The organism is Bacillus sp. J14TS2, assembly GCF_018333015.1.
In the GTDB taxonomy this organism is placed as follows: Bacteria; Bacillota; Bacilli; order Bacillales; family Bacillaceae_C; genus Lederbergia.
Genome location: NZ_BORE01000015.1, coordinates 44,599 through 66,381, shown reverse-complemented (window position 1 = coordinate 66,381; position 21,783 = coordinate 44,599). Strand labels below are relative to the sequence as shown.

Annotated in this window: 29 protein-coding genes, 1 pseudogene, 1 riboswitch and 1 other annotated feature (1 of these 32 only partly in view); of the genes and pseudogenes, 24 read left to right on the top strand and 6 right to left on the bottom strand. The window is 39.3% G+C overall.

The window, feature by feature from the left end; genetic code table 11:
* Positions 1 to 48 precede the first annotated feature (48 nt).
* Positions 49 to 327, top strand: coding sequence for a hypothetical protein (locus KI375_RS20460; protein ID WP_212975274.1), 279 nt, complete (start codon positions 49 to 51; stop codon positions 325 to 327).
* A 14-nt stretch (positions 328 to 341) separates the two neighbouring features.
* On the opposite strand, the gene KI375_RS20455 is transcribed toward KI375_RS20460, so the two are convergent.
* The gene (locus tag KI375_RS20455) at positions 342 to 506 is read right to left on the bottom strand and encodes a hypothetical protein (RefSeq protein ID WP_212975273.1); all 165 of its coding nucleotides are present in this window, start codon (positions 504 to 506) and stop codon (positions 342 to 344) included.
* Positions 507 to 650: 144 nt separating this feature from the next.
* Here KI375_RS20455 and KI375_RS20450 point away from each other — a divergent pair, with 144 nt between their 5' ends.
* Complete coding sequence (locus tag KI375_RS20450; protein ID WP_212975272.1) at positions 651 to 1,022, top strand: VOC family protein; 372 nt, start codon at positions 651 to 653, stop codon at positions 1,020 to 1,022.
* 108 nt (positions 1,023 to 1,130) lie between these two features.
* On the opposite strand, the gene KI375_RS20445 is transcribed toward KI375_RS20450, so the two are convergent.
* Positions 1,131 to 1,913 carry an alpha/beta hydrolase gene (locus KI375_RS20445; protein WP_244852884.1) on the bottom strand — a complete coding sequence of 261 codons (783 nt, stop codon included), beginning with the start codon at positions 1,911 to 1,913 and terminating at the stop codon, positions 1,131 to 1,133.
* Between the two features lie 181 nt (positions 1,914 to 2,094).
* Here KI375_RS20445 and KI375_RS20440 point away from each other — a divergent pair, with 181 nt between their 5' ends.
* Positions 2,095 to 2,232: a PspC domain-containing protein gene (locus KI375_RS20440; RefSeq protein ID WP_374706885.1), complete on the top strand. Its 138-nt coding sequence runs from the start codon at positions 2,095 to 2,097 to the stop codon at positions 2,230 to 2,232.
* 118 nt (positions 2,233 to 2,350) lie between these two features.
* Here the strand turns inward: KI375_RS20440 and KI375_RS20435 are convergent, their stop codons facing one another.
* The 3 genes from KI375_RS20435 to KI375_RS20425 all read right to left on the bottom strand — a co-directional run bounded on the left by KI375_RS20435 (position 2,351) and on the right by KI375_RS20425 (position 5,195).
* On the bottom strand, positions 2,351 to 2,875 hold the full coding sequence (locus KI375_RS20435) for a hypothetical protein (RefSeq protein WP_212975271.1): 525 nt from the start codon (positions 2,873 to 2,875) through the stop codon (positions 2,351 to 2,353).
* 81 nt (positions 2,876 to 2,956) lie between these two features.
* Positions 2,957 to 3,847 carry an MFS transporter gene (locus KI375_RS20430; protein ID WP_280528670.1) on the bottom strand — a complete coding sequence of 297 codons (891 nt, stop codon included), beginning with the start codon at positions 3,845 to 3,847 and terminating at the stop codon, positions 2,957 to 2,959.
* Between the two features lie 100 nt (positions 3,848 to 3,947).
* Positions 3,948 to 5,195, bottom strand: a complete 1,248-nt coding sequence (locus KI375_RS20425) for an anaerobic sulfatase maturase (protein ID WP_212975270.1) — start codon at positions 5,193 to 5,195, stop codon at positions 3,948 to 3,950.
* Between the two features lie 235 nt (positions 5,196 to 5,430).
* On the opposite strand from KI375_RS20425, the gene KI375_RS20420 reads away from it, so the two are divergent.
* The 8 genes and pseudogenes from KI375_RS20420 (at position 5,431) to KI375_RS20390 (ending at position 10,799) form a co-directional block, all read left to right on the top strand.
* On the top strand, positions 5,431 to 6,567 hold the full coding sequence (locus KI375_RS20420; RefSeq protein ID WP_212975269.1) for a glycerate kinase: 1,137 nt from the start codon (positions 5,431 to 5,433) through the stop codon (positions 6,565 to 6,567).
* Positions 6,568 to 6,581: 14 nt separating this feature from the next.
* On the top strand, positions 6,582 to 7,442 hold the full coding sequence (gene larC, locus KI375_RS20415) for a nickel pincer cofactor biosynthesis protein LarC (protein WP_212975268.1): 861 nt from the start codon (positions 6,582 to 6,584) through the stop codon (positions 7,440 to 7,442).
* On the top strand, positions 7,439 to 7,882 hold the full coding sequence (larC2, locus tag KI375_RS20410; RefSeq protein WP_212975267.1) for a nickel pincer cofactor biosynthesis protein LarC2: 444 nt from the start codon (positions 7,439 to 7,441) through the stop codon (positions 7,880 to 7,882). Before larC ends, larC2 begins: the two co-directional genes overlap by 4 nt.
* A 52-nt stretch (positions 7,883 to 7,934) precedes the next feature.
* The gene (locus KI375_RS20405) at positions 7,935 to 8,849 is read left to right on the top strand and encodes a TIGR01777 family oxidoreductase (RefSeq protein ID WP_212975266.1); all 915 of its coding nucleotides are present in this window, start codon (positions 7,935 to 7,937) and stop codon (positions 8,847 to 8,849) included.
* Between the two features lie 68 nt (positions 8,850 to 8,917).
* A pseudogene (locus KI375_RS27520) lies at positions 8,918 to 9,379 on the top strand (NUDIX hydrolase); the annotation flags it as partial.
* On the top strand, positions 9,368 to 9,937 hold the full coding sequence (locus KI375_RS27515; protein ID WP_280528669.1) for a nucleoside-triphosphatase: 570 nt from the start codon (positions 9,368 to 9,370) through the stop codon (positions 9,935 to 9,937). The pseudogene KI375_RS27520 and the gene KI375_RS27515, both read left to right, overlap by 12 nt.
* A 336-nt stretch (positions 9,938 to 10,273) precedes the next feature.
* Positions 10,274 to 10,471 (top strand): DUF2281 domain-containing protein, encoded by a 198-nt coding sequence (locus tag KI375_RS20395; RefSeq protein ID WP_212975264.1) that lies wholly within the window; start codon positions 10,274 to 10,276, stop codon positions 10,469 to 10,471.
* A 64-nt stretch (positions 10,472 to 10,535) separates the two neighbouring features.
* The gene (locus KI375_RS20390) at positions 10,536 to 10,799 is read left to right on the top strand and encodes a type II toxin-antitoxin system PemK/MazF family toxin (RefSeq protein ID WP_212975263.1); all 264 of its coding nucleotides are present in this window, start codon (positions 10,536 to 10,538) and stop codon (positions 10,797 to 10,799) included.
* 65 nt (positions 10,800 to 10,864) lie between these two features.
* On the opposite strand, the gene KI375_RS20385 is transcribed toward KI375_RS20390, so the two are convergent.
* Positions 10,865 to 11,998: a zinc-dependent alcohol dehydrogenase gene (locus tag KI375_RS20385; RefSeq protein WP_212975262.1), complete on the bottom strand. Its 1,134-nt coding sequence runs from the start codon at positions 11,996 to 11,998 to the stop codon at positions 10,865 to 10,867.
* 274 nt (positions 11,999 to 12,272) lie between these two features.
* Between KI375_RS20385 and KI375_RS20380 the strand changes: the two genes are divergently transcribed.
* The 13 genes from KI375_RS20380 (at position 12,273) to KI375_RS20325 (ending at position 21,029) form a co-directional block, all read left to right on the top strand.
* On the top strand, positions 12,273 to 12,521 hold the full coding sequence (locus tag KI375_RS20380) for a hypothetical protein (protein ID WP_212975261.1): 249 nt from the start codon (positions 12,273 to 12,275) through the stop codon (positions 12,519 to 12,521).
* A complete protein-coding gene (locus KI375_RS27510) occupies positions 12,518 to 12,658 on the top strand; it encodes a hypothetical protein (RefSeq protein ID WP_244852880.1) in 141 nt (46 codons plus the stop codon). Before KI375_RS20380 ends, KI375_RS27510 begins: the two co-directional genes overlap by 4 nt.
* Before the next feature lie 26 nt (positions 12,659 to 12,684).
* Positions 12,685 to 12,897 (top strand): hypothetical protein, encoded by a 213-nt coding sequence (locus KI375_RS27505; protein ID WP_244852878.1) that lies wholly within the window; start codon positions 12,685 to 12,687, stop codon positions 12,895 to 12,897.
* A 618-nt stretch (positions 12,898 to 13,515) separates the two neighbouring features.
* A complete protein-coding gene (locus KI375_RS20370; RefSeq protein WP_244852876.1) occupies positions 13,516 to 13,959 on the top strand; it encodes a hypothetical protein in 444 nt (147 codons plus the stop codon).
* A 47-nt stretch (positions 13,960 to 14,006) separates the two neighbouring features.
* The gene (locus KI375_RS20365) at positions 14,007 to 14,624 is read left to right on the top strand and encodes a class I SAM-dependent methyltransferase (RefSeq protein ID WP_212975260.1); all 618 of its coding nucleotides are present in this window, start codon (positions 14,007 to 14,009) and stop codon (positions 14,622 to 14,624) included.
* Positions 14,625 to 14,749: 125 nt separating this feature from the next.
* Positions 14,750 to 14,980, top strand: coding sequence for a hypothetical protein (locus KI375_RS20360; protein ID WP_212975259.1), 231 nt, complete (start codon positions 14,750 to 14,752; stop codon positions 14,978 to 14,980).
* Between the two features lie 61 nt (positions 14,981 to 15,041).
* Positions 15,042 to 15,151, top strand: a riboswitch (TPP riboswitch).
* Positions 15,152 to 15,525: 374 nt separating this feature from the next.
* Entirely contained in the window at positions 15,526 to 16,509 is a 984-nt protein-coding gene (locus tag KI375_RS20355) for an ABC transporter substrate-binding protein (protein ID WP_212975258.1), read from the top strand.
* A gap of 14 nt (positions 16,510 to 16,523) precedes the next feature.
* On the top strand, positions 16,524 to 16,814 hold the full coding sequence (locus tag KI375_RS20350; RefSeq protein ID WP_207453047.1) for a thiamine-binding protein: 291 nt from the start codon (positions 16,524 to 16,526) through the stop codon (positions 16,812 to 16,814).
* On the top strand, positions 16,814 to 17,575 hold the full coding sequence (locus tag KI375_RS20345) for an ABC transporter permease (RefSeq protein WP_212975257.1): 762 nt from the start codon (positions 16,814 to 16,816) through the stop codon (positions 17,573 to 17,575). The genes KI375_RS20350 and KI375_RS20345 overlap by 1 nt, the downstream gene beginning before the upstream one ends.
* A complete protein-coding gene (locus tag KI375_RS20340) occupies positions 17,575 to 18,306 on the top strand; it encodes an ABC transporter ATP-binding protein (protein WP_212975256.1) in 732 nt (243 codons plus the stop codon). Before KI375_RS20345 ends, KI375_RS20340 begins: the two co-directional genes overlap by 1 nt.
* Positions 18,307 to 18,784: 478 nt before the next feature.
* Positions 18,785 to 19,564, top strand: a complete 780-nt coding sequence (locus tag KI375_RS20335; RefSeq protein ID WP_212975255.1) for a TatD family hydrolase — start codon at positions 18,785 to 18,787, stop codon at positions 19,562 to 19,564.
* A gap of 59 nt (positions 19,565 to 19,623) precedes the next feature.
* Complete coding sequence (locus KI375_RS20330; protein WP_207453043.1) at positions 19,624 to 19,836, top strand: hypothetical protein; 213 nt, start codon at positions 19,624 to 19,626, stop codon at positions 19,834 to 19,836.
* Between the two features lie 326 nt (positions 19,837 to 20,162).
* Positions 20,163 to 21,029 (top strand): YitT family protein, encoded by an 867-nt coding sequence (locus tag KI375_RS20325; RefSeq protein WP_212975254.1) that lies wholly within the window; start codon positions 20,163 to 20,165, stop codon positions 21,027 to 21,029.
* A gap of 554 nt (positions 21,030 to 21,583) precedes the next feature.
* Positions 21,584 to 21,783, top strand: a binding site (T-box leader) (it continues 272 nt past the right edge of the window).

Here is a 21,783-nt window from a genome sequence, read left to right as displayed (position 1 = left end):
CAAAGGAAATGACAATATCCCCCCACATTAAAATAAAGGAAGATGTGAATGATGAAGTACAAAAATTTTTTTATTCTTAGTATTATCACTTCAATTGGCATTGTTCTATTTTTTCCTACCTATGGAAAATCCTATGGTTTCCCGTTTAGTTGGATCACCTATCACGGATCTGATGAAATCACAAATCATCTACTGCTCTTTTCTCTCCTGTTTTTACCAACAACAGAGTTCCATCTATCTGCTTGGCTTCTAGATGTATTTATTATCTATTTTTTCCTGATAGGCGCTTATAAATTATTGCGAAAGTTGGAGGGGGAAACTTTATAATGGACTTTTCTCAACTATTCATCCGTTTCCCTAACTTCTTCCTCCCCGCTTAATTTGTCTAAGATTTCTATCAAAACTTCATTTTGATCAATGATTGTTTTGTTTTGATTATATTGTAATTTCAGAATATTTATAATTGTCAATAGCCCGATGATGATAATGACCGTTAATAAGAGCATCGTGGATCTCCCCTTATATTTAGAGTGTATACATTCAGTGTAGCACGATGATTTCCTTTAAGGAAGCGTATTCCTCGCTACGGGTCTATAATTTATAACAAAAAGTCTGTATACTTAGAATAAAAGAATAGGGGAGGAAACGTTATGTCATTTACCTTTAAGAAAATTGACCATGTTCAGTTGGCCGCACCAAAGGGATCGGAAGAGTTAGCCAGACAATTCTATTCTGATATTCTAGGCTTTAAGGAAATTGAGAAGCCTGAGACACTTCGAAAACGAGGAGGAGCTTGGTTTTCTATTGGTGAAATCCAACTCCATATCGGTACAGAGGACCCGTTTGTTCCAGCAAAAAAAGCGCATCCTGCGATCGAAGTGGGAAATTTGGAAGCGCTAAAAGAATATTTATTGAGCTGTGAGGTCGAATATATTGTTGATGATAATCTTCCTGGAGCGAATAGAATTTACCTATATGATCCATTTGGAAACCGAATTGAATTACTTGAATGGGAATCATAAACTATCATAGTTTGGAAGTTTTAAAGAACCGGGCGGTCATCATCATATAAAATTCCAAAAGACCCGATCTTTTGGATTCTGTAGGAAAAACATCAACCAGTTCCTGCATTAGCGAGTATATGCAAACCGGAAGGCGCGGCTGATTGTGGTTGGAACGACAGAGGCATGATTTTCTTCAGGCGCGATGTAGAGGCTGCAATTAAAATCTCTCTCTAATTGACTAAATAGTTGCTTGGCATCGTTGACCATAAATGCTTCATGTTCTCCAACAGCAATGAAAAGTTTAACATCACTCTGTTTATCTGTTTTCTGCAAAAACTCGTTTGCATAATGGTAAAGCTCATGATCATTCCACCAGATAGAGGGACTAATAACAAGATAGGTTTGAAAGGCTTTGGGTTGTGTGAATAGGGCCCATAATGTAAACAAACCGCTAAGGGAATGGCCGAACAAAGCCTGTTTCTGCTGATCAACAGAAAAATGTTTTTCAATTTCAGGTTTTAACTCAAACTGAATAAATTTCATCAATCTTTCTGCTCCACCATGCTCCTTTTTGCCAAAACGCTTTAAACGTTCAGGATAAATATATGCTTCTGCTGGAGCTGTAAACTCATAGAAGCGCCGTTTTGAGACTGCTTCATCATCACCGGGATGGCCGATTCCGACGACAATAGCTGAGTCAATAAAGGTTTTGGCAGCTCTTTTCGATTGTAAACGGATCACATCTCGCGCAAATGAGAAATAAGCATTTCCGTCTAGCACATAGATAATCGGATAGCCTGCTTGTGGAGGTGGAGTGGAAGGAATGGCAACTTTTATATCATAAGGAAGATTCATAAATTCAGAATGGATTTCCCATTCGTATGTATTTTCCAATGTAATCTTTTTCATTGTGGGTTGTGAACCTCCTTGGCTCTTTAATGACAGACCGTGACGATTGATCCTGTCAACTGTGAAACTGTCTTTCTTAATTGAAAACGATTCTCATTAACAATCTAATCCATCTTAAGGTAATTGTCAATCAACTTATTTTGCTTTGTCATATAACGGGAAAATAAATGGAGGGATAATAATGAATAACAGAAAACTAAGGAAATCTTCAACAGATAAAGCCTTATATGGCGTGTGTGGAGGAATAGCAGAGTTTTTGGGATACCATCTTTGGTCGTTAGGCTGCTATTCTTTTTTGTCATCCCTGCTTCTTTATTAATCTATCTCATCCTTGCCAACACTCTTTCGGATAGTCCGCAGTCTTTATAAAAATTGCTGGTGCTAGGCACAACGACCGAATTCGACAAAATTCGGGGCGTGCCAGGCACCAGCAATTTTTATTTTAATGGAATTTGATAATTCCCAAAGATAAGGATACCTCCATCTTTGATCTCATAATCTTTTTCATAGATATAGTTTTTAATGTCACCATATTGGCTGCCTTTATAATCATATTCTCCCTGTGGCTTATAGATGAAGGGTGCTACTTTATTGTAGGTATACACAGTATACCCGTCATAATGGAGGGTATAGCTTATTGCATAATCGTTCTCCGAATTTTCACCTTCTATTATATAATATGTATTAGCAATATAAATTCGAGGGAGCACAGAAATAAGCAGGATGATTAGTAGGATTAAATTGATAGCAAATACGGCTCCCGAATTATTAAAATATAATAACGAGAAGATGCAAAAGATAAAGAGAAAGAAGAAATCGGGTACCAAAGTACCAACGATGAATTCCTTTCCATCAGATGGAGAAATCAAATTATATCCTAAAAAGGAAATAATTAGCATGCCTATTCTTAAAATGGCATAAATCACGCATAAGGAAATACATAGCAAATATATCCCGCTCATAACCGCTTTCACCTTTGACTGCAACGAATCCACCTCAGTATAATTTGTGTCATCCTCGGTTTTTTATAATATAGTTCATCTTTAAGCTATATTCCTTATAATACGATTTAATTTTTTCTGCTTTGATTGAAAAAAAGCAAAGGTGATGCATATACCTATCGGAATAATAAGTGAAATGAAAATAAAATTAGCGCCAAAATTAGCTGCGATATAGCCTAGGACAGGAGAGCTAATGACAACTGCTCCCTGATTGCCAATCATTCGATAACTAGCCATTCTCCCATGATATTTTTTCTCCGTAGCCATCTGTTGTATAGATTGTAACAGTACTCTAATCCATGTTGTGCCCAATCCTATTAGGAAAACTCCTAAGAATGAAGTGATCAAGAGAGAGGAGATCCCCATAAGTACAAGCCCAAGGACCACAACGAGAAGTGCGTTTAAAGCAACTAGATTTCGACTTTTTTTCCACCACCATGTTCCTAATATCCCTGCTATTGCGCCTCCACATGAAATAGTAGCATCTAGGAGTCCATATGTAGTTGCAGTTTGCTTTAGAAATTCATCCGTGTAAACAGAGAGAAAACCTAAGGTGTTATGGAATACTAGTTGCCCGTTAAACATAATGAAAAAAAGTCCTAATAGAAAAGGGTTCTTTTTCAGATAGCCGAATCCATCAATGATTTGAGAAAGGAAGGAGGCCTTTTCATTTAGTTGGCTACTATCATTCTGTGTACCTTCTAATAGAAATAGCGCAAGTAATGCGATTGTAAAACTTGCTGTTACGACTGACATCGCTCCGGTTGCAGATAGGAAGCCAATAATTAAACCACCGATGGAAGAGCCGAGAAGACCACCAATAGTTGCAGCGGAGGAGGTATTAGAAAATACCTTTGGTAAATCACTAGAGACAAAGTATTCGGCTATTAATGTTTGCATGGCTGACCTGAATAGCGAGCATGCTCCTTTTATTGTAAGTAACTTTGAGATATCCGAAAAGGCTCTAGCTATATCATATACTGTTAATAAATTGGAATCTAGCTAAAAAGAGGTATCTTTAATTTTTAATCCCTTAATCTGATAGACAACAATGCTTATATTTTTTCCCGCTGCCACAGGCACAGAGGTCATTTCTTCCTGGTAGTTTTCCGTGATAATAATGCGTCATTCCTTGTTGAAATAAGTTTTTTCGGACTTTATTAGCCAGTGTCACCATTCGTTCATGAGCATAGGCGTATAGTTGGCGATAGCTTTCGCAGAAATAATCAGGATCTGAGTCCTGTAAATTCTCGCTCCATCTACGATTTCGCGGACAGCCGCCATGACATAAATTCAGCCACTCACAAGCTTGGCATTTTTCAGGTAGTGTAGGTTTCATCTTTAAAAATTTTTGCCATAAAGGATGTTGTAAAATATCAATGAGCGGTTCTGTTCCGACATTGCCAAGCTTCCAGTCTGAATGAAGGTAAAAGTCACATGGAAAGGCGTCACCATTTTGTTCTAAGATGAGTGTGCGCCCACAAGTTTTCCGCAGTGAACAAAGTTCAGCTTCTCGATGGCAATAAACATTTAAAAGATTATCGAATATCCGCACAGAAATCCTAGGATCACCATTATTGTACCAATAATCATATGCTTCACATAAAAAGTCACCATACTCCTTAGGCGAAATCTCATAAGCGCCAGGTTGATCGATCCTTTGGGAGTGGAAGCTCATGCAGGGGATGAATTGGATAAAATCGAACCCTTCTTCTTGGTAAAAATTAAATAAATCCCCTACGCGTTTTACATTGTCTTTATGGATAACGGTTAATATATTGAAATCCACCTCGTGCTGACGGAGATAGGTGATTCCTTTCATAACCTTTTCAAAGGTGCCCTTTCCATGAGAATAGATCCGGCGCTTATCATGGATTTCTTTAGGACCATCGATACTGACCCCGATCAAGAAATTATATTGCTTAAAGAAGGCGGCCCAGCGATCATTGATCAATGTCCCGTTTGTTTGTAAACCGTTGCCAATACGGGCATGGGCCGGTGCATATTTTGTTTGTAGGCGAATAACTTCTTCAAAAAAATCAAGCCCTGCAAGTAAAGGCTCACCTCCCTGCCAGGCAAACGAGGCCATGCCTTTACTAAAATCCATATATTGCTGGATAAAATGTTCAAGTAATTGAGAATCAATTTTCCTAATTTGTTTTTCTGGCTTTCCCTGAACAGTACTATAATAGCAATAATCACATGCAAGATTACAATCCTCTGAAACGGTTTTCCACATTACACCAACAGGTCCAACAAAGTTTGCACAAGCCTGCTCCATATCTTCCACCTCTTTTTTTAATGCTTCCTATTTCTTTTCTAAAATGAGAATTTGTCATAGAGTTAAAGGTTATATAAGCACCTTATAATAATGAGCTTAATCATGCTGTGATAAGGGTCACACCTCACTCGCAAAAAAGAGCTCACAGTATCAAACTTAAAATATGCCTTCTTTTGCATGAAATACTAGATTATAATAGAAGAAAGTAGAAGATTAGGGGCAGGGGGAGAGTTTTATGAAAATTGTCGTAGCGCCAGATTCTTTTAAAGGAAGTGTAAGTGCGAAGGAAGCAGCCATCGCTATCGAGAGAGGAGTTAAGAAGGCCTTTCCTGATGCTGAGACGGTATTGGTTCCAGTTGCGGATGGTGGAGAAGGCACGATGGAGAATCTTGTGGCGGCAACCGATGGCCAAGAAGTCAATGTGACGGTTACAGGGCCACTGGGCGAGCCAGTAGAGGCAAAGTTCGGGGTACTTGGAGACCAGCAAACATGTGTGATTGAAATGGCTAGTGCCTCTGGTTTACATACGATAGAAACTTCTAAGCGTAACCCTTTGAAAGCGACTACATACGGGACAGGGGAGTTAATTAAAAAGGCATTGGATATGGGCTATCGCCGTTTTGTCTTAGCTCTTGGAGGGTCTGCAACCAATGACGGCGGTGCAGGAATGCTGCAAGCACTTGGATTACAGTTATTAGATGAAAATGGAAATGAGATTGGTTTCGGTGGAAGAGAACTTTGTAAAATTACTAGAGTTAAAACCGCTGAGTTAGATAAAAGAATCAAAGAAAGTCAGTTTATCATTGCCTCTGATGTTGATAATCCATTTATTGGTGAGAATGGGGCTAGTCATGTATTTGGACCACAAAAGGGGGCCACACCAGAAATGGTGGAAATCCTTGATCGCAGCCTTTCACATTGGGCGGACCTAATTGAGCAAACGATAAGTATTCGTGTTCATGATCGCCCAGGTGCTGGGGCAGCTGGTGGGATTGGCGGTGCTTTCCAGGCATTTTTTCCAGCAGAAATGAAAAGAGGGATTGATATTGTCCTAGATTTTACCAATCTAGCGGAAAAACTTGTTGATGCTGATCTTGTGATTACTGGGGAAGGTCAAGTGGATTTTCAAACAGCCTTTGGAAAGACCCCAATGGGAGTAGCAGAAATGGCGCAAGAACAGCACATTCCTACGATCATTGTCGCAGGTTCAGTGGGGGAGAAAATTGAAAACCTTTATCCATACGGTGTAATTGGTCTTTATAGCATGGTCAATGGTCCTATGAAGCTTGAAGAAGCAATGGAAAATGCGGAAGGTTTATTAGAAAAGCTTGTGGAACAAATATGTCGTACATATTTTTATCATAGACAGTGAAGGAGAGAAAATAGATGAAAACTCTTTATATCGATTGTTTTTCAGGAATTAGTGGAGATATGATGGTAGGCGCTCTTATTGATGCAGGTGCCTCCTTTGAAAATATTCAACAAGAATTAGAGAAATTAAATGTCCAAGGCTATCAATTAAGTAAAAGAAAAGTGATGAAAGAAGGCATTAGCTCAACAAAATTTGATGTACTTTTAGAAGAGGATGAACACGTGCATGAACATGCTGGTCATTCCCATGAGCATAGCCATCAGCACGTTCATGATCATGGGCATCACCACCACCATCACCATGAGACTCATAGTCATGACCATGGGCACGATCACGATCATCAGCATCGCAGCTATGCAGATATTCTCCAGCTAATTGAGGAATCTGAATTGGCACCGGGTGTTAAGGAACGCAGTAAGCAGATTTTTGCCCCGATTGCCAAGTCAGAAGCGAAAATCCATCATATGCCGGTTGAAAACGTGCATTTTCACGAAGTAGGCGCTGTCGATTCGATTGTCGATATTGTTGCCACTGCGATCGCTTTGGAAGAATTAGAGATTGCAGAGGTGATCTCTGCACCTGTTCCACTTGGTTCTGGAAGTATTCGTTGTGCCCATGGCATTTATCCTGTTCCAGCTCCGGCAACGATGGAGATGATGAAAAACATTCCGATTGCACCAACGGAATTATCCTATGAATTAACCACACCCACTGGGGCAGCAATCGTAGTGAGCCAAGCTAATACCTTTGGACCATTGCCTGCCATGAAGGTAGGAGCGATTGGCTACGGGGCGGGGACACGAGACATCCCAAGCCGCCCTAATGTTCTAAGGGTGATGATTGGGGAAGAGGTAAAAAAAAAGCCTCTAGCGTGAATCGACATGAGGTGATCTCTATTCTAGAATGCCAAATGGATGATATGACGGGAGAAGCGCTTGGATTTACAATGGAAAGGCTGTTAGAAGCTGGGGCTCTAGATGTCTATCATACTCCTATCTTTATGAAAAAAAACCGCCCAGGAGTATTGCTTACGACGCTGGCACCCGAAGCACTTGAACTCGCCTTAACCAATATTCTGCTAGAGGAAACGACCACTCTTGGTGTGCGGACACATACATCTACACGCACTATTTTAGAAAGAAAGATTGCCTCAGTGGATACAGAATATGGTACGATCCGCATCAAACAAGCGATAAAAGACGGAGATATTATTCGTGCCATGCCAGAATATGAAGATGTGAAGCGGGCAGCCCTTGAGCACAAGCTTCCTTTTCAGAAGGTGTATAAAGCAGCTTTAACCATCAAAAATGATTGAAATAACATGAATATGGAACAGAAATATATTCACTCAGGAAAGGAGAAAGGGCATGCATATTGTCATCGCAGGGGGGAGCGGTTTTATTGGACAGGTATTGCAAAAACAATTGCTAGACAAAGGACATCGCTTGACAATTTTAACGAGGGATCCTTCGAAATTTCAGTCAACCAAACAAATCCAATATGTCGAATGGCTAATCTCTAACAGTCAACCGGAAACACAATTGGAAAAGGTCGATGCCTTTGTGAACTTGGCCGGGGAATCGATTAACGGAATCAGATGGACGAAAGCAAAGAAGCAACGAATTTTGCAAAGCCGCATCACGGCGACCAAGGAAGTTTTACGGATCATTGAAAACCTAGAGCTAAAGCCAAGCGTACTTGTGAACGCCTCTGCCATTGGCTATTATGGCATGTCCGAAACCGCAACCTTTACAGAGGAAGTAAACTCGAAAGCGAGTGACTTTCTGGCAACCGTTGTCCAAACCTGGGAGGAGTTCGCTTCTACAGCAGAAAAATGGGATGTGCGCACTGTATATACCCGCTTTGGCATCGTCCTTGGAAAAACAGGTGGTGCTTTTCCACTTATGGCTTTACCATACAAGCTGGGAGTCGGAGGAAGGATAGGGTCAGGAACACAATGGGTATCATGGATTCACGTAGCAGATGTGGCGGGAATGATTGTACTAGCGATTGAACAGTCCCATATCCACGGTCCTCTGAATGTGACAGCACCTGAACCGAAAAGAATGGATGATTTCGGTAAAATGATTGCTCATGTCCTTCATCGCCCCCATTGGTTTCCCATACCCAGCGTTGCAATGAAAGCAATATTAGGTGAAATGAGTGAAATGTTACTTAGTGGACAAAGAGCGATCCCGGAGAAAGCTTTAAATGCCTCTTACAATTTTCAATATCCAGAACTGGAGGCGGCATTAAATGAGATTCTCACTTTTAAGAAGTAGTGTTGATTTGAAAATAAGGTTGATATAATCGAGCCTTTGAATGACAAATAGATTAGTGGTGTTATTAGATGGAAGAACAGTCAAAACATTTAGTTGCTGTTTCAGCACTTGTAAAGAACGAGAATGGACAATATTTAATGGTCCGTACACACTGGAGATCTGACACTTGGGAAATGCCTGGAGGATTTGTTGATGCTGGCGAACCTTTAGATATAGCGATTTGCCGAGAATTTTTGGAAGAAACGGGAATTGTTATTCGCCCTTTAGGAATAACTGGCGTTTACTACAATGAACGTATTCATGTTCTGTCTGTGGTTTTTAATGCGGAATATGTTAGCGGTGAAATAAGAATTCAACCTGAGGAAATTCTAGAGGCTAAATATCTAGATTTGGATCATGCTAATATTGACGAATATATTAAACGACCTAATGTAAAATCGCGCACACTTGATGCACTAAATGTAGTAAACTCTGTTCCATACGAGACGTGGGATTTGAATCCTCCTAATTATAAGCTGTTGTCAAGGTTAGACGAAGGAAATAAGAATACTAGAAATATTTTTTTACTTACCGGAAAGCCGAGGATGGGCAAGACAACGATGATAAAAAAACTAATTAATGAAATTGGGACAGATATTTGCGGTGGATTCTATACAGAAGAGATTACCAATTCATATGATCGAATAGGTTTCCAATGTGTCTCCATTAATGGAGAAAGTGTAGAAATAGCGAATGTGGAAAGTCCAAGCAAGACTCGAATAGGAAGATACGGAATGGATATAGAGGCATTCGAAAGTTTTGCTATTAAAGTACTGCAAGACGCCTTGTCTTCAAAGAAAATAATTGTAATCGATGAAATTGGATTTATGCAAATGCTATCTACCTCTTTTCAAAAAATGATATTAGACATTGTTTCCAGTAATCATATTGTTCTTGGAACAGTCCCTTTAGATAGTCATGCTGAAATTGACAAAATCAAATATCTAAAGGAAGTAAAGATAATAAATTTAAACGAATCCAATCGTGATACAATCTCAGAATTTCTGGTAAAAGATATCTTAAAAGCTATAGATTCAAGTAATTTGTAAGAAATTTGGCATCCTATAACACCTAAAAGCCCTTGTTAAGGGCTTTTAGATTAATGGAATAACAGTTAGATTGCTATAAATTAAAAAAAGGAATACGAATTTTCCTGGTGTTTTTGGTCAGGCTTTATTTTAAAGCTTTAAATACTAGCATCTCATACAATATCCAATGTTCGTAATGGATAGCCTGAGCAAATCGGGACAGAAAAGGTTCATCATATTAAGACTATACTAAATTAACGGGAGCGACTCTGTAATAGTTTGATTTCGGATTATAGTTCATCGTAACCTTAAGTGATATAATAAAATAAAATATTCATGGAAGAAGGGATCATTCACATGAATACAGCCAAGGAACGTTTACTTAAAATTATTGATGAAATACCTGATCAAGAAGTGGATAAAATTTTGGATTTCGCGGAGTATTTAAAGGCCAAAAGAGATCAGCTTTTATCTGAGGATTTAACTAAGGCTAGTGAAAGCAGTCTGGATTTCTGGGACAATGACATTGATGATGAGGTTTGGAACAATGTATAAACAAGGTGATATTGTTTTAATACCCGTTCCATTCAGTGATTTGAAAAAACAAAAGTAACGTCCTGTGTTGGTTATTTCAAGTGACTATTACAATCAAGCGACTGAAGATATCGTTGTTTTAGCCATAACGTCAAAATTAAAGAGCCTTGATTATTCAGTAATAATTGGATCAAAAGATTTAACAGAGGGTGAACTTAAAGTTACATCAGAAATTAGAGCAGACAAGATATACACACTTTCCACTAGTATTGTTAGAAAAAAGTTTGGACAGGTAAATATTGAAATCATGGAAGGTGTTCGCGGAAAAATAAACGAACTTATAAAGTAATTGATGAAAAGGGCTGTGATGCAGCCCATTTTCATAGGACCAGAATAATGAGTAAGAAATAAGGCTTACGGTTTTAATACGACTTTTATACAGTCATCTTCACGATTATTAAAAAGTTGATAACCATGACTTGCATCTTCAAGGGCCAGTTTATGTGTAATAATTTCTTTTGGGTCAAATTCATTATTCATTATTTTTTCAAATAATTGGGGCATAAAATGTCTGGCTGGCGCCTGTCCCATTTTTAGATTAATATTTCTCACCCAAAATGCACCTAATGGAAACAGATTATAGTTGCCCCCATAAACACCTGTTAGTTGGACTGTTCCATATTTCCGAACAGCTTTTGTAGCAATTTGAATTGGGCCAAGGGTTCCACCTTGCAACTTTAATTTTTGTTCAAGAAATTCCAAGGGTGATTTTTTTCCGTCCATCCCTACACAATCAATGACTACATCTGCTCCGCCATGAGTGATTTCTTTCAAATGCTCACCCATATCTGGATGATCTGTAAATTCAAAAACTTCAACATTGTTCATCCTCTTTGCATGCATCATCCGATAATCTAGATAATCAACAGCTATCACTCGCTCGGCACCTTTCAGCCATGCAAATTTTTGCGTCATTAACCCAATCGGCCCACAACCAAGTACGATCACAGTGTCCCCTGGTTTTACTCCTGCATTGACTACACTCCAGTACGCAGTTGGGAGAACGTCGGATAAAAAAAGCAATGATTCATCTTCTAATTCACATGATTCGGAAACCACAAAGGGAGTAAAGTTTCCAAAAGGGACTTTTAAATATTCTGCCTGACCACCTGGGTGGTTTCCGAACTTTTCAGAATAACCAAAGTATCCTCCTGAATCGTAATGGGGATTTGCGTTATCACATTGGCTTTCCATCTCATGCTCGCAATAAATGCATTGACCGCACGCAACGGTAAAAGGAATAACTACACGATCCCCCTTTTTTACCTTCGTGACTTCAGGTCCTGTTTCTTCAACAATCCCCATCGGTTCATGGCCAATAATGTATCCAGGAGGTAACGGAAAATTTCCTTGATATAAATGTAAATCAGACCCACATATAGCAGTAGAAGTAATCTTGACAATCACATCATCTTTTTTCTCTAATTTTGCGTCCTCTACTTCGTTCACCTGTATATGCTTTGGTCCTTGATAAGTCACGGCTTTCATAATGACAGATCCTCCTATTTTAGCGTTCTCTGTTTCTTATGTTCAGCTAAGAAAGGAAATAATATACTTCGTTACTCCGAATACCTTGCTTGAGTTATGATTTGCTGAGATGGCAAAAAACTAAGCCTCGAAGTTTTTTGATAAAAATACCTTCCTGTCACTAATAAATTAGTAAGCCATTTATGGAATTGGGTGTAAGGTAAACTTGAATGATTTGAGCTATCATAAGAATATGCTATGCTATTAATAGATGTAAAACAAGGAGTGATAAACAATGAAATGGGAAGAAGTTCGTAAATTATACCCAGATCAATATGTGAAACTTACTATCCTTGATTATTACTTAGAAGAGAATAAGAAAATTGTCACGGATGTTGCATTGTTGAATGTGATTGAAGATTCTAAATTGGCTACAAAAGAGTTACTTAAATCTAAAGACAACACCATTGTTTATCATACTGGTTCTGAAAGAATTGTGATTGAAATGAGAACCCCAATAGGCTTAAGAGGTATGAGATTATGAAGTTAAAGAAAGTTAATCGTTTACTTGAAGCTGAAATGGAGATTTCGTATAAAGGAAAAATGAAAATAATAGATAAGCTTGTTATCGATACGGGGGCAGCACATACTCTTATTTCATCCGACAGTGTAGGGACATAGGAATCTTCTTTGAAAATGGCGATCCATTGGTTAGTGCGTACGGAATTGGCGGCGAGGAATATTCTTTCCGAAAACCAGTTGATTATATTAAGCTCGGCACACATGAAATAGCCGCAATGAAACTGGATTTTGGGAGTTTAGATGATTGGGGTATAAACGGGCTCATAGGGCTTGATATCTTAATGAATGGAAAATTCATTATTGATTTAGAAAAATTAGAGTTAGTTCAAAATTGTTGATCAAAATATAGCATAGTAATGTTGGTATAGCGAATCTCGTGAATAGGGATACGCTTTTTTTGTGCTTTAGGAGATTTTTGGATACTATACTGTGAAAATAATACAGGAATAAAAGCGTTAGAAGCACCATCAAAAATGTTCTCACTTATAAAATTAGATGAAACCTTACTGAATGGGTTCTCGTATTCATTATAAAGGAACGAATATGTAAACCTTTGTTGGTGCGAAGAAAAGAATGGGAATTGGCAGGATACCGAGAAGGGTTTGCTAAGTCAAGAGGTCCATATGGGCAGTTAGAGGATGCTCCTTTAGAAATGTAAAAAGCTTCTAAATTATATGGGACAGAAATGAAACGTAGGGTGGATAGATATCTAATGGTCGATTTCTTATATCATTATTATGACGAATCAACTGGCCCTTTCCGCAATTTATCCCGCATTAACGGGCAGTAATCCCCCCACCTCAAGGCATTAGAGAATACGGAGTAGCATAGGTGGGGGATAACTGCCCGTAAAAGCCCGATTGGTTCAACTAACAATCAGTGGGGGGTGAAAGAAAACCCCCACTGATTGAAGGTTCACTTTATCAGATCTCGAATTGGCAGAGGCTGAACAAGTTTTGAATGATATTAGAGAGAGTAAACGGGGATTTGCTAGCAAACGTTCTTTTGATTATCTTAAAATTCGCCATAGGCTAGAATTAAAAGCAAGAGACTTATTTATTTCTAAGGGTGGGAAGCCGCTTCGAACTCATCCACATTATATGACCTTGGGGGAGTGTCCGTGGTTGTTAGACTGGTATCCAACAGGCCAGGAGCTATTAATTCCAATAGCAGAGTTTGATTCGTCAGTGATTAGCTTTACCTACGGCGATTTATTTCCGACTATGAGGTACCAGGATGGAAAAGCCTATCGTGGGCAAGTTTATACGCTTGAAGAAATTTATGAAGTCATCCATCAATATGGATTGCCGCAAGAATGGAATCCTGAAGGGAATAAAGGACCAGAGCGGTATATTGAAGTGCAAATTTGGGATGACCAACCGATAAGAAAATATAAATGATTGTGATAATTACAGTGCATTATGGCTAATGATTGGAGGTCTTTTTAATGAAAATGGATGAAAAATTATTTCACTATTATCTTGAACTTAAAAGTCCCGAAGCTGGTGAATGGAACAGCTCTCCTCAATGTCTCCATACAGAAGTGATCACAAGGGATTTTATTAGAAAGTTATTCAAAGTTACAGAAAGAATGCGAGTTTGTAATGTCGGAATTGGTACCGGTGATTGGGACGATTTTCTCGGATATTGGCTAAAAGGTAAAGGCCAGTTGACGAGCATTGATCTAGACGAAGAAATATGTGAAATATTTCAATATAGGCAGGAAAGAGAAAGGCACCCCAATCCATCTCAGGTTATATGCAAAAGCATTTTTGATCCAAATTTACCTAAGGAAAGATATGATATTGTCACAATGATTGGTTCGGCTATAAATGAAATAGGGGATTTCCAAAAAAGCCTTGATGCTTGTTTTGATTTACTAAAAAGCGGAGGTTATCTTATGTTTATGGCGCATTTAAGATATTCGCCGAGTGAAATGATTGAGGGATATCTTAGAAACAAGGGGTATCTTTTAGAGAAACAGAAAATATATAAAGAATTTCCTGAGTACCCTTTTTATATTTGCAAAATTAAGAAATTTATATTTGAGAATTCAAAGAAATAATAATAACCCACAAGTGATATTTTTAAAAATTCTCTGGTAATCTTTGGATTTAATAGTAAAATGAACAATGGTCTCATAAACATTAATAACTAACATTGTGAAGCAACGAAAGAGGTGAGAAGCTTATGCAAAAAAATATGACATTAAAAGATTGGGTTATTACATTGATCTTGCTTGCACTTCCAATCGTGAATATTGTCATGTTAATTATATGGGCAGTAGATAGAGATGAGCCCCGCAATTTATTTGCTAAAGCTTATTTAATTGTAATGGCGGGAACCGTTGCAGTTGTGTTTATATTTTATATCATCATCCTTATTATTATTTTTGCTTTTTCGGCCGCCTTCGCTTATTAATAAGTCGTCGATCTGGCTTTCGTTCAGCAATCTGCTATAATAAAATATGAAAATAATAATATATGGAATGTGGGGGGACCGGTTATGCCGGTTGAGAGTGCATCCTTGAGATGCTGACCCTTAGAACCTGCCCTGGTTAAGACCAGCGAAGGGAACATGAATTCATTCAATTGATGAATGTTCTTTCAAGATGCCCAGGTTCAAACGAACTTGGGCATCTTTTTCATTGCTTATAAAATCTTAGCTTGTGGAAAAGGGCATACTTGTTTATGCTTCAGCGCTTAGCCCCGAGTGGCCTCGCAGGATGCGAGTCCATCGGTGTTGCGACGTACAGGATGTACTAGTGCAGACGAAGCGATAGGACGGCGCGTTTGAGTCTGCCGCCAGGACGGCACGCCGATGTTCCATTAAATAACTCTGGACCTCTGAAGGGAAAAGCCCCCTTTTAGGTTCATGAACATTTGCTTGTCGGGACTGATCAAGGCGTTTGCGCTTTTCTTATGTTTATGGGTTCATTTTCCGGAAAAACATGGAGGGAGAAAGAGATGAAAAAGTGGTTCGGTATTAGTTTAGTAGGTCTTCTTCTGCTTGCAGGATGTAGTGGGACAACAGAAGAGAAAAGTGAGGCAGGCTTGAAGAAAGTATCGATTGTTCTTGATTGGACACCGAATACCAATCATACAGGTTTATATATTGCGCGTGATCAAGGCTATTTTGAGGATGAGGGATTGGATGTCGAGATTATGCTTCCAGGTGAGGCGGGAGCTGATCAGTTAGTTGCATCTGGTAAATCTGAATTTGGAATCGGCGCGCAAGAAAGCTTAACAGAAGCAAGAGCTCAAGATATTCCAATTGTATCAATAGGGGCAGTCATTCAACATAATACGTCAGGCCTCGCTTCACCAGTCGAGAAGAAAATTGAAAAGCCGCGTGATTTTGAGGGAAAAACATACGGCGGATGGGGCGCCCCAGTCGAACAAGCTGTTTTGACTTCCTTGATGGAAGCAGATGAAGGGGATTTTGCTAAAGTTGATGTGATTAATATGGGCGATACCGACTTTTTTACAGCGGTACAAAGAGATATAGATTTTGCGTGGATCTATTATGCCTGGACTGGTGTAGAAGCTGAGCTGCGCGGGGATGATATAAATATGATTTATCTCACCGATTATTCGGACAAGCTTGATTATTATACGCCGGTCATTTCAACAAGTGAAAAAATGATTGAGGAAGATCCTGATACAGTAAAAGCCTTTATGAAGGCAGTATCCAAGGGCTATCAATTGGCAATCGATGATCCAGAAGCAGCGGCAGAGGTTCTAATCGAGGCGGAACCAGACTTGGATGAAGAACTTGTGCGAAAAAGTCAAGAATGGTTGGCCGACCGTTATCAAGATGATGCCGCGCGCTGGGGAGAGCAAAAACAAGAAGTATGGCAAAACTATATGGATTGGATGCTAGAGAATGAAGTTTTAGAAAAAGAAATTGATGTAGAAAAAGCATTTACAAATGAATTTTTACCTGAATAGGAGGAGGAAGAAAGATGGCAAACGCATTAGTAAGTATTCAAATTATCCCGAAATTAGAGAATGGGGGAGACACCTATCCACTCGTGGATGAAGCAATCAAGGTGATTGCAGAATCGGGGGTCTCATACGAAGTGCATCCATTAGAAACTACGATGGAAGGTGATCTATCACAGATCATGCAGACCATTGAAAAAATGAATCAAAGAATGGTGGAGTTAGGGAGCATTAGTATCATCTCACAAGTAAAAATCGTCTATAAACCAACAGGGATTACGATGGAGACACTTACGGAGAAGTATAGATAATGGGAGTAATTTGGCGGAAGGGGTGGAGACCGATGGTGCTTCTCCTCTTCCTATTGATTATCTGGGAGGGCACGGTTCGACTTTTTAAAACTCCTAGTTGGTTATTACCTGCCCCCAGTGCCATTTTACAGGAGGCCTTAACAGGTTATGAAGGTTTTCTTCTCCATTTGCAATCGACTGTTGGTTTAGCAGTGACAGGATTTTTACTTGGATGTTCGATTGGCATTCTTGTCGCGGTGGCTCTTCATTTGCTGCCAGGAACCCAAGAGGCGGTTTACCCGCTATTAATCCTTTCACAAAACATCCCTATTATTGTGTTAGCTCCATTGTTGGTCATTTGGTTTGGATTTGGCTGGCTTCCCAAGTTAATAGTTATCACGCTTGTCTGCTTTTTCCCTGTTACCATCGCTGCTATGGGTGGTTTTCGTAACACCTCTAAGGAAATCAAACAATATATGCTAATGGCAGGGGCGACGCGCTTACAAATTTTTACGAAGTTAGAATGGCCTTATTCTCTCCCAGCATTATTCTCGGGCCTAAAAATATCGGCTACATATAGTGTGATGGGCGCGGTGATTTCTGAATGGCTTGGTGCCAAAAAGGGAATTGGTGTTTATATGACATTGGCTTCTTCCTCGTTCAGAACAGATCGAGTGTTTGTGGCCATATTCCTGATCATGATTTTGAGTATGCTATTCTTTCTGGTGATCCAGCTTGCTGAAAAATGGCTGGTTCGTTGGACACGGGAGGAGATGAAATAATGGGCACGCTCATGGTTAAGGGCATATCCAAAAGCTTTCAAGGACGGAAAGTATTGGAGAACATTCAGTTTCAAGTAGAAGAGGGAGAGTTTGTCACAATCCTTGGCCCCTCTGGTAGTGGCAAAAGTACTTTGTTTCAGCTGATTGGCGGACTTTTGTTACCAGAAGAAGGCTCGATCATTTTAGATGGGCATGATATGACTGGGAAGCGGGGGGCGATTAGTTATGTGCCCCAACATTCCGCATTACTTCCATGGAGAACCGTTTTACAAAATGTTTTACTTGGCCAAGAGTTACAAGGAAAGAAAGACGAGAAAAGAGCAAGAGAGATGATTAAGAAGGCTGGTTTGGCTGATTATGAAGAGTCGCTTCCCGGTGCTTTGTCAGGAGGGATGAAGCAAAGAGTAGCTTTCATACGCTCTCTATTAAGTCCGCAATCATTGATCTGTCTAGATGAACCCTTTTCCGCTTTAGATGACTTTACTCGTGAAGAAATGCATGAGTGGTTATTATCGATCTGGTCTTCTTATCGAAGGACCATTCTTTTTGTTACACATAACATTGATGAGGCGCTGTTTTTGTCAGATCGCATTCTTGTACTGTCCACGAACCCAGCACATGTGATCCATGAATTTTCAGTTCCTTTCCCAAGACCGCGTCAGCATGAACTATTATTAAGAGGGGAATTTTTAGAAAAGAAGCGTGAACTGACGAGTATTCTAAGAAACTAAAGGCTTAATAGAACTGAAGGTACTGCACAAAGGCAAAAAGCAATCATTCAGAGGGCAAAATTGCCTTCTACGCACCGTTTTTTGGGAAAACTTGCTGTTTATGTGCACGTAGAGGGTTCTACGCACCATTTTTTGAGGGAATTTGCCGTTTATATGCACGTAGAGGGTTCTACGCACCATTTTTTGAGAAGAAACGCCGTTTATATGCACGTAGAAGGTTCTACGCACCATTTTTTGAGGAAAATTGCTGCTTATATGCACGTAGAAGGTTCTACGCACCGTTTTTTGAGGTGAATTGCTGTTTATATGCACGTAGAAGGTTCTATGCACCGTTTCTCGAGGGAAACCGCTGTTTATATGCACGTAGAAGGAATATATGCATCGTTTCAAGAGGAATCTCGCTGTTTTTGTGTAACATAGAAGAAGTATACGCACATTTATCAATGAACAAAAGATGTGAGGTGCAGAGGAGGATAAAATGGAGAGACCAGTGATTGATGCTCATATTCATTTGGATCATTATGAAGAGAATGAAGTCGAGAAGATCATCCAAGATTTGCCGGTTGAAAGTTATCCAGCGCTGATTGCTGTTTCATATCATTTACAATCCTGTAAGCAGAATCTTGCTTTAGCTAAAAGAGATCCTCAGGTGAGGCCTGCTTTTGGTTTCCATCCTGAACAGCCATTGCCAGCCACTCAAGAACTGCAGGCATTAATTCAATGGATGGAAGAGCATGTAGCAGACATGGTCGCGGTTGGAGAAATTGGTCTTCCTTATTACACACGTAAGGAAACACCTGAGTTAAAAATTGAGGGATATCTTGAATTAGTAGAGCAATTTCTAGCGTTTGCGAAGAAATGGGAGAAACCTGTTGTTCTTCATGCTGTTTATGAAGATGCAGACCTTGTCTGCGATCTTTTAGAAAAACATCATATAGACAACGCGCATTTTCACTGGTTCAAGGGGGCCGATGCAACTATTGAACGGATGAGGAGGCAGGGTTACTTTATTTCCGTCACGCCTGATGTCGTGTATGAGCCTGAAATTCAAGCGCTAGTGAACAAATATCCATTAGAGAAGATGATGGTCGAAACAGATGGACCTTGGCCTTTCGAAGGTCCGTTCAAGGGCAAGCTAACTCATCCACGCATGATTCATGAGTCTATTAAGGTGATTGCGGACATAAAAAATGAAGAGCTCGAGCATGTTTATCAACAGCTCTATCAAAACACAATAAAATTTTACAGATTAGTTTAAAATGTTTCAACGAACCTCCCATAAGGAAAAGGTAAACTAAACCAAGGGAGGGAAAGAAGATGAAACATCGACCAACTCAAGATAAAATTAATCGGGAAAAGGCGTTGGAAGAACGGAATGAGCGAGATAAGGCATTCTACCAGGACCCAGAAAAACAAGCACAACGTGATCAATTGGTGATGCCAATTGATGATATCTCCGATGACTTGGTTGAAAAACGAGAAAAAAACGAACGAGATAAAAAAGGAACATATGGACAAGATGATGAGTAATTTTTTTGCATAGCCCTCAAAAGAAGCTATCCAATCTGATGATTGGTGGCTTTTTTCTATGCGAATCCTTTTACATAGATGGGGGATACTCTTTTTAACTATGGAAATCTCATAGCTTTAATGCTTTAAAACAGACGCTTGCGAATCCTTTATAAAATGTTTATGGTTATAAAGGTTTATCCCGTATTAAGGGCAGGATACTACGGGTGCTAAGATTTCGGTAAATCTTGCTAACCGTCAGTGGAGCATGAAATCAGGCTCGCTTTATTTCCCATGAATTAAAACCGACATCGGAGTTTATACAAAGAAGGATAGGTGCATGAAAAATGAGTAATTCAACATCAACATTTTCACGAGTTTGGGAATATTTGATGGTTATTTTTGGAGCAACTTTAGTGGGGCTGGCTTATAATATTTTTCTACTTCCCGCGCGGATTGCTGCCGGCGGTGTTTCGGGTATCAGTACCTTATTATACGAAACCTTCCAATGGAATCCAGCATTGGTCCAAGCAGCTATAAATATGCCGTTATTCTTTTTAGGCCTGTGGTTATTAGGAAGAGATTTTGGTGTGAAAACTTTAATCGGGACTCTCTTTGTTCCGTTTGTGATTTGGCTCACTCAAGGAATCAATATCAATCTCCATGAACCTATGCTTGGTGCCATTTATGGCGGGATTCTAATTGGTGTTGGATTAGGTATTGTCTATCGTGGTGGTGGATCAACAGGTGGAACTGCTGCGGTTTCTCAAGTGTTAAAAAAGTATACAGGCCTATCAAGTGGCTTTTCTCAACTGATTGTGGACGGAGTGGTTGTGGCTGCCGCTGCCTTTGTTTTAAATTTGGAACTTGCCTTATTTGCTTTAATTTCAATTTATGTGACCAGTAAGGTAATCGATTTTGTACAATTGCAAACATCTCCGACCAAACTTGTGATGATTATTACGGAAAAGGAAGAAGAGGTCCAACAAATTATTCGCGATGAGATTGATCGAGGCCTTACAAAGGTGAAGTCATTAGGTGGGTATACGAATTTAGAGCGAACGATGATATTATGTGTTGTTGAACAGTCAGAAGCTATCTATTTGAAAAAAGTTCTCCAAGAACAAGAGCCATCGTCCTTTGTGATCTTCTTGAATGCTTCGGAAATTTTAGGCAGAGGCTTTTCAATGGATAAAATCCACGGAACGAAATAACCATAAATAAAAAAGTGGAGTATTACTTAGGTAGATAATAACAGAAAGTCAGTATATTTTACATAGTGAATATGCTACTGAAAAAGAATTAGAGGAAATAAAAGATTAGTTGTAACATTTATGGAGGAATTGGATGACTTCCTGAGATTGGATTCATACGTGGAATACATGTTGTTAATGAAAAGCATTCCGGTTTGGTATTTCCTTTTATAAATGGACAAGTGTAGGTACACCGCTGAAGCCCTGATAATCCAAAATATGAAAAACCTTTAAATGTAGCAAGACAGGAAAGGATATAAAGTTTGGTGATAAAGTAGTGATTGAGATGGTTGTACCCGAATCGTTATCCTCTATAGGAAGGGCCGACAAAATTATGGAGGAGTTAATTAAAAATAATGGTCAAATTTATTTGCAGGAACAAAATGAGGAAAACAAATAGTTTGATTATCGGCTTTATTAGAACTTTTTAGTTTCAGGGGAATTTTAAACATAAAAAGCCTTGACAATGTCTTTCTAAAAAGTTAATATGTTAAATAATTCAAACTAAATCGATGATTTTGGCAGTGATGAAGAGTAGTAGCTATCTCGTAACACTTAAGAGAGCTGGTGGGTGGTGCAAACCAGTGTGTAAGAATAGTGAATGGACTTCTGAGCCCCAAACCGAACCCTTTAAGTGTGTGTTCAAATAGGAGGATAAAAAGGACCAAGAATTTCGAGGCGGCGCCGTTTCGAGCAGCGGAATGTATGCAGTTAG